The 7,425-nt window shown below is 35.8% G+C and carries 11 protein-coding genes; 2 read left to right on the top strand and 9 right to left on the bottom strand.

Translation table 11 applies throughout. From position 1 onward, the window contains the following. Window positions 1-45: 45 nt before the first annotated feature. From M901_RS09400 to M901_RS09380, 5 genes are all read right to left on the bottom strand, one after another. The gene (locus tag M901_RS09400; protein ID WP_021277962.1) at window positions 46-705 is read right to left on the bottom strand and encodes a hypothetical protein; all 660 of its coding nucleotides are present in this window, start codon (window positions 703-705) and stop codon (window positions 46-48) included. A 91-nt stretch (window positions 706-796) separates the two neighbouring features. After that, the gene (locus M901_RS09395; RefSeq protein WP_021277958.1) at window positions 797-1,135 is read right to left on the bottom strand and encodes a hypothetical protein; all 339 of its coding nucleotides are present in this window, start codon (window positions 1,133-1,135) and stop codon (window positions 797-799) included. 4 nt (window positions 1,136-1,139) lie between these two features. Further along, entirely contained in the window at window positions 1,140-1,493 is a 354-nt protein-coding gene (locus tag M901_RS09390) for a DUF6488 family protein (RefSeq protein WP_021277955.1), read from the bottom strand. A 9-nt stretch (window positions 1,494-1,502) separates the two neighbouring features. Then, the gene (locus M901_RS09385) at window positions 1,503-2,285 is read right to left on the bottom strand and encodes a HupE/UreJ family protein (RefSeq protein WP_021277963.1); all 783 of its coding nucleotides are present in this window, start codon (window positions 2,283-2,285) and stop codon (window positions 1,503-1,505) included. A gap of 42 nt (window positions 2,286-2,327) precedes the next feature. Beyond that, complete coding sequence (locus tag M901_RS09380) at window positions 2,328-2,687, bottom strand: hypothetical protein (RefSeq protein WP_034721603.1); 360 nt, start codon at window positions 2,685-2,687, stop codon at window positions 2,328-2,330. Between the two features lie 90 nt (window positions 2,688-2,777). Between M901_RS09380 and M901_RS09375 the strand changes: the two genes are divergently transcribed. Further along, a complete protein-coding gene (locus M901_RS09375; protein ID WP_021277954.1) occupies window positions 2,778-3,116 on the top strand; it encodes a zinc ribbon domain-containing protein YjdM in 339 nt (112 codons plus the stop codon). Window positions 3,117-3,164: 48 nt separating this feature from the next. After that, complete coding sequence (locus tag M901_RS09370) at window positions 3,165-4,013, top strand: transporter substrate-binding domain-containing protein (protein ID WP_021277964.1); 849 nt, start codon at window positions 3,165-3,167, stop codon at window positions 4,011-4,013. Between the two features lie 4 nt (window positions 4,014-4,017). Here the strand turns inward: M901_RS09370 and M901_RS09365 are convergent, their stop codons facing one another. The 4 genes from M901_RS09365 to M901_RS09350 are packed head-to-tail and all read right to left on the bottom strand — an operon-like array spanning window position 4,018 to window position 7,154. Continuing rightward, entirely contained in the window at window positions 4,018-5,040 is a 1,023-nt protein-coding gene (locus tag M901_RS09365) for a histone deacetylase family protein (protein WP_021277960.1), read from the bottom strand. Further along, window positions 5,037-5,777 (bottom strand): amino acid ABC transporter ATP-binding protein, encoded by a 741-nt coding sequence (locus M901_RS09360; RefSeq protein WP_021277961.1) that lies wholly within the window; start codon window positions 5,775-5,777, stop codon window positions 5,037-5,039. Before M901_RS09360 ends, M901_RS09365 begins: the two co-directional genes overlap by 4 nt. Then, window positions 5,764-6,417 carry an amino acid ABC transporter permease gene (locus M901_RS09355; protein ID WP_021277959.1) on the bottom strand — a complete coding sequence of 218 codons (654 nt, stop codon included), beginning with the start codon at window positions 6,415-6,417 and terminating at the stop codon, window positions 5,764-5,766. Before M901_RS09355 ends, M901_RS09360 begins: the two co-directional genes overlap by 14 nt. 5 nt (window positions 6,418-6,422) lie before the next feature. Then, complete coding sequence (locus M901_RS09350) at window positions 6,423-7,154, bottom strand: transporter substrate-binding domain-containing protein (protein WP_021277965.1); 732 nt, start codon at window positions 7,152-7,154, stop codon at window positions 6,423-6,425. Between the last annotated feature and the right edge of the window lie 271 nt (window positions 7,155-7,425).

The following is a 7,425-nucleotide window of genomic DNA, read 5'->3' as shown; positions in this document are numbered from 1 at the left end:
AAGAAGACAAATTTCTATTCGAAAAGTAAAATTCCCCTCCCCTCATTACTGAGGGGAGATATCTACGGAAGAAATCACGCCTGTCGCCACTTCTCTAAATTCATTCTTTCTATGTCTTATTTCAGCGTCAAAGAAAACAAATGAAATGACTAAACTTGAAAAGTATATACTTAATACAAGAGGGTTATAGAATAATTTCAAATCTGTTATTCCAATCAAAAAAGAACTAATTAAGATTGATAGTATAATTGCAATGGCCGAATTTCTTTTAAATTGTCTTATTGTATTCTGCCTTCTACTTCTAAAATAAGATTGAGCATTTATGTTATAACAGCGATTTCTAACTAAAAAGAGATAATCTCTATCCTTCATATCAGTATTGAGTATCGGCATCAACTGCTTAAGCTTATCATTCAAAAAGTCGAACTCATTTAAAAAGACATAATTCTTCTCAGACCTAAAACGATGAAGTTTGACAGCTAATGAAGACGAAAATATTCCTAATAAATAAGCTAAAACTAAATAGACTGTAAAGTAGATCAGTCCCTGCCCTAATGAAGAACTTACAATAGCATTAAACTTGAGCTTGTCTGTATAAAGTAATGAACCAAAAATAAAATAAAGTAATATACTTCCAGGGGCGATATAAGTAAGAAAATCCATAAAGGCGAATTCGTACTTTTGATCTATTGCTTTTACACTCATCTCTACTCCAATAAAAAATGTCTAATCTTATTATAGATGAGTTTAGATAAACATTAATAGAGAAAAAATGCCCCACTAAGTGAGGCACCTTTTATAAAAGCTTTGTCACAAAATCATGCACAAAGTAACCAACTCCCAATAAAACGATTCCAGAGACATAACAACTCCAGAAGTTTAAGTTAAACTTTTCTGCCAATAGAAAAGGCACAAAGAATAAGAGAGAGACAGGAATTGCGACGAAGACGCTCTTGGCATAGGCCACTGATTGCTTCGAATCTCCCCACTCCATGTGTGAAAAGGCTAAGGCCAAAAGGGTTGTTAATGGTAGAGCTGTTATAAAACCTGCGAGAGCTGTCTTTTTTCCAGATAACCATGAAACAAAACTTATGAGAACTGCTGCAAGAACTGTTTTTCCAATTGCTAAAATCATCGTGTTACTTCCCTGAGAAATTGGCAGCAATGAACTCACCAGAAAGTTTAAGAAAGATATATAGTTTCTTTCCTTTGATTCCTTTGTCATTCACAAAAGTTAAAACCCATTCTTTACGCTTTCCAAAAGTCTTCTGAATCGTCTTTTCATAGCTAGAATCTAGCCAAGACTTATCGATCTTCTTTGCTTTAACCAGTCTTTCAACGTGGTAACGACCAATGGCCTGTGTCTGTTCTTTTGAAATTGAGACAGACTTTTCATGAGAATGACTGTGGCCCTTTCCATGCGAATGCTCGTGTCCAGGACCGGCCATGACTTTTAAACTTACTAAACTTAAAAATACTAATATATATTTCATATAAATCTCCTATAAATTATCGTGTTGATATGTTTCGACTGGGGCTTTCTTTGCTTCAATGTCCATGTGGTGATGAATATGGTTATCTTCACTAAAACCAAACTCATCAGGACTACTCGTATGAAGATATCCATGCATCTGCATTAAGAAGAGAAGTGCACCACAAATGATTAATAAATCGTTTGATACTCGTGAGAATTTCTTAAATGCTTCCGTCTTTCTAAACCCTGATAAAATAACTAACATGATCGCAAGCGCTACGATTTGTCCAAGTTCTACTCCGATATTAAATGAGATAATTCTCATCAACATCTGAGATCCCTTCTCCCCCAAAGGAAGTTGTTGAAGACGAGTTGATAAACCAAAACCATGAATAAGTCCGAAGAGAAATACCATCATGAGTAGATTTGGTGCTTTCTTCAAGCCTAAGTAATTCTTAAAACCATCATTATTATCAAAGCCTTTATAACAGACACTGAGAGCAATAACTGCATCGATGAGCCAATAGTTTGCACTTATACCAAGAAATGTTGCAAAGATTAGAGTAATACTGTGACCGAGAGTAAAAACACTAATGAATTTCATAATATCTTTAAATGTTGCCAAAAAGAAGATCACTCCAAAAAGAAAGAGTAAGTGATCATATCCTGTAATCATATGCTCAGCACCAAGCCAAACATATTGAAAGTATCCACCTTCGATCATGGCCTTCTTCGCCTCGGCACTAATACCATGGGCGTATGTACTAAAAGTAGCCGTGATAGTAAAAAAACTAACTAATAATTTAGTCATAAATTCTCCTTAATTAAGTTAAAAAATAAAAATGAAACTTAACTAAGAAATGGGAGGTCGTAAGAGCTCAAGAACAAAAGAGCTTGTTTGATGGTCAATATAAAAGAAACTTTCAGATTCTTGATGGTCAAAAGATAACAACTGAAAGAATGAGATATCTAAACGAGTTAAAATCTCTGTATTAGGTACTTTCTGATGAGAGTGGTGGTGCTCATGCTCCTCTCCATCTTCTGAATGTTTATGTCCGTGAACATGATGATTATCATGCACATAACTCGTATGAGTATGCTCATCAACATGTTCCGATATTAACTCAGTAAATGAAACGGCCTTATTGTAACCAACAAATAATAGACACAAGGCAACAAATGAGAATGTCATGACATTTTTAACTGAAATCATTGTCAAAATAATACTTCAGCGCGATTTATTTGGTAAATAGATAATTCATTTTCTTTTACATACAATATCATCTCCCCTAGAATCTTTGCCATGGAAGATAATCAACAATGCCCAAAATGTAGTTCACCTTATGGTTATAACGATGGTTCCCTATGGGTTTGCCCGGAGTGCTTTCACGAGTGGTCTCTAGATGGTAACGCCGAAGATGAAGGACCAAAGTTTGTCGATGTAAATGGAAACCCTCTTCAAGATGGTGACGCTGTGACAACGGTAAAAGACCTAAAGGCCGGAAAAGGTACCATTAAAGCAGGAACAAAAGTTAAGAATATTAAACTCTTAGATGATCCTGTGAATGGTCACGATATCTCATGTAAGGTAGATGGACACGGAGCAATGTATCTAAAGTGCTCAGTTGTTAAAAAAGCCTAAAAAGATATTCTTTACCACTTTTAGACTACAACTTATAATAGGCTTTATATGATTAAAGGCCTTATCTCACTATATCTAATTTTCTTAACAAGTAGCTCACTGGCCAGTGAGCTGCAAAACCCAACTATTCACTGGGCCATTTTCGATTGGCCACCTTATATGTATACAAAGGACAAGGTTGGTCCATTTAATCAATTAGTCGAACTATACGAAGACAATATCAAAAACTATCAACACAAGCGTATGCCAATGAACTGGTCACGGTTCTACGACTTTGCCAAAGATAAGTTTCATGCCTGTAATCTCATGGCCATAAAGAGAGAGGACAGACTGAAGTATATGTATTTCTCTAAACCAATTAGTATCGGCTTCCCTATTAAAGTTATAATCAATAAGTCTAAATTAAAATATCTAGAGAAGCCTCTTCAAAAGAAGATATCAATACACTCCTTAATTACAAATAAAGGACTCAAGTCAATTATTGAGTCAACTCGATCTTATACTCCACAAATTGATAAGCTGATAACTCTTAAGGACCAAAACTACAATTTTAAGAGAAAACCAATTAGGTCAAAACAACTTCTCGAAATGCTCCAAAGAGGTCGTATCGACTACGTTATCGAGTATTCTGGAATAGTCAGGCATCACCTTGGTTCGAATTACTTGGAAAAATTCCAGGCCATCGAACTTGTAGAAACGCCTCTCTATGTTTTTGGACATGCTGGATGCCCTAAGGATGAATGGGGAAAGAAAGTTATTTCAGAAATCAATGCCGTTACAAAGAAGCATGCTCTTTCGGGAAAATTATATAAGCTTCTCGAAAGCTATACGGGCTTAGAAGAAATCCCTAAACTAAAGAAAATCTTTCACGAAAATCTCTTACAACACTATCGTTAGAATATTATTTCCAAGCGCTCAACAAGCTCACAACATTCTTTCCAAGGTCTTTAGTGTGATAGCCACCCTCTTGGACAATAACAGTTGGAAGTTTTAAATTCTTAAAAACTTTACCGATCTCTTTAAAGTCCTCTGTTTTAATTTTAAACTTACCGATTGGATCTAACTCATAAGTATCAAATCCTGCACATATGACCAAATAATCTGGCTCAAATCTCTTTAGCGCAGGGATGACAATTTTCTTCAGTGTCTGTAAGTACTTTTTAAGATCTGTTCCATCTTCCAAGATAACATTTAAATTAAACCCCTCTCCTTTTCCTTGTCCAATCTCAGAAGGAAAACCACAAAAATAAGGAAAGTGGTGACGAGGATCTCCGTGAATTGAGCTCACAAAAACTCTATCATCTTTATAAAAGATATCTTGTGTTCCATTACCATGATGAAAGTCGATATCGACAACAGCAACTCTTCCCTTCTTTCGTAACAGCTTTGCAGCGATGGCCGCATTATTAAAATAACAATAACCACCATATGAATCTCGTGAAGCATGATGCCCAGGAGGACGACTAAGAGCATAGGCGACCCTTCCCTTTTCTTTGACAATATAATCTGCTGCGAAATAGGCGGTACTTGCACTCCATGCAGAAGCCAGCCAAGTTTTATTATTCAGTGGCGTACCACTATCAAAACAATAAAAACCTGCATGATAGATATTTGTCGGATCTGGCTTGGCCTTCATTCTCTGTGGAAAGACACTTGGATAAAACGACTCACCTTCTGGAATTAAAGTGGCCGTATTATAGAGAGTAATAAGTTGATAATTATGTGAGTCTCGAATTGCTTTTAAAGCAATCTTTGGCGGTTCAATAATATCAAAAGATTCTTTTTCTTTTTTCAATGCCTTAAAAATAGATTCCGCTCTTCGAGTCGATTCAGGGTGCTTAATTCTATTTCCTAAGGCCCATTCATACTTTGGGTGAAACTCCATTTGAGATGTATGGAAAAAGACTGGAATTTTTTGATTCATTGGATATACACCTTTTTTAAGAATTCCTGAAGTCTTTGGGAATTCGGCTTTTTGAATATTTTATTTGGAGAACCACTCTCTACAAAGTGACCATGTTCCAAGAATATAATATGGTCAGATATTTCATGAACAAAACTCATTTCATGAGAGACTATTACCATAGTCGTATTCTTATCTTTTAAATTTCTAATGACATGAAGTACTTCTTCAACCATCTCAGGATCTAGCGCTGAGGTTGGTTCATCAAAGAGTAGAACCTTAGGCTTAATCGCCAAACTCCTCGCGATAGCAACACGTTGCTTTTGCCCACCAGAAAGTTCACTTGGATAAGAGTTCAGTTTGTCCAACATTCCAACTTTATCTAAAAGAATTTTAGCTTCATTGACACAGTCGCTACGATTTCGTCCTTGAACATGAACGGGAGCTTCAATGATATTTTCAAGAACATTGAGATGAGGAAAGAGATTAAAATGCTGAAAGACCATACCAAAATTAAGTCTAAACTTATTTAAATCAGTATCCTTATCAATCATTTTTCCATTGAAGAGATACTCACCTTCAAACTCCTCAAGAAAGTTCAAACAGCGAATCAATGTGCTCTTACCTGAGCCAGATGGACCGATGATTGACGTGACTTCTCCGCGTCTTAATTTAAAATCAACATTCTTTAAGACCTTTAAATCATCAAAACACTTATTCAAATTCTTAACTTCAAGAATATTATCAAAGTTCAGCATAGTGGAACCTCTTTTCGACCAATTTCATTAAATAGGTAAATGCAAAGACAAGAACAAGATAGTAAACAGAGACAATTAACAAATATGTCATTTGGTCAAAACTATTTGCCCCAAGTGTTGTTGCGACATTGAAAAGCTCATTCATAGAGATGAATGCAGCTAAAGAAGAGTCTTTTAAAGTAATAATAAACTGATTACCTAAACTTGGTATTGAACGCTTGAACGCCTGAGGAATGATAATTCTATAATACATTTTTAGCTTAGACATTCCCAAGCTTTTGGCAGCTTCAAACTGTCCTACACTGATGGAACCAATGGCCCCTCGAAATATCTCAGAAATATAGGCACCGTTATGCACGGCGAGCGCTAGAGATGCAGAGATAAAGGCATTCAGACGAATGATATTAGTCAGTCCAAAATAAAGAACAAAGATCTGTACAATGAGAGGAGTTCCTCGAATTATATAAATATAAAGTTCTGCTATTCTCTCTAATGGTTTTTTCCTCGTAAGTTTCAATGCCGTAAAGAATAATCCTATCGGTAGAGATAGGACAAGAGAACTTACAGTTATAGAAAGAGTAAGTAGTAAGGCCTTTGAGAATAATGGAAAGGAGCTAATAAAAGCATCAATGAAGTTCACCAATGCTATTCCTTTGTAATATCAGAGCCGAAATACTTTTGGCTTAACTGCTTTAAGGTTCCGTCTTTCGAGAACTCTTCTAAGATCTTATTGATTTGTTTGAGCGATTCTTCACTCTCCTTAGATAATGCAATCGCTTGTTGGCTTTCTGAAAGTTGTTGATTTGGAAAAATCTTCAGTCCATTCTTTATCGCCATTGCTCCAGTAACTCGATCCGTAATAACAAGATCATGACGTCCTCGAGACAACGCCTCAAGGGCAGTATTATCACTATCATAGACTTTAACATTCTTTGAAAGTTTTTGAGCAAAACGCTGATATGTTGAGCCTTTTGAGACCGCAATCTCTAGGTTTTCAAGTTCAATTACCTTCTTCTCATTGCGAGAGAAAACCTGTGCTCCCGAATAATAGTATGGAATAGAAAAATTAACATGCTTCTTTCTTTCACTGGTCACGGTATGACTAGCGACAGCAGCATTAAAACGTCCAGACTTTAATCCTTCTATAATTCCCGAGAATTTGTACTTAACGGCTTCAGGTTCCTTACCAAGCTTTAACCCAATAAGCTTTCCCAGCTCAACATCAAAGCCTTGTAATTTTCCATTTTCATCCACATAACTAAATGGCTTAAACTCACCAGAAACAGCATATCGAAATTTATTAATATCTTCGCCCTGGCAACTATGAAAAAGTATAAATGAAAATAATGTGAGAATAATCAAAGAGAGTCGTTTCATTTTTATCTTCCTTAGTCTTAGTAAATTTATAAGCTACTATATTTTTACTATGCCACTACTAAGTTTGATATCTCTTCAATGGGTGTTTCGGATTTCCCGAACAGAAATAAAAAAAGCCCTCACAACTTCGAAAAGCTATGAGGGCTTAAGTATAGTCTAATACGTTCTTATGAAAGTGACTTTACTTGAACAGCACAAGGACCTTTGTGTCCTTCACCGATTTCGTACTCTACTGATTCATTTTCAGCAAGAGTTCCTTTTTCAACTGCAG

Source organism: Bacteriovorax sp. DB6_IX, from assembly GCF_000447775.1.
Taxonomy (GTDB): Bacteria; Bdellovibrionota; Bacteriovoracia; order Bacteriovoracales; family Bacteriovoracaceae; genus Halobacteriovorax_A.
This window is presented reverse-complemented; position numbering and strand designations above follow the sequence as displayed.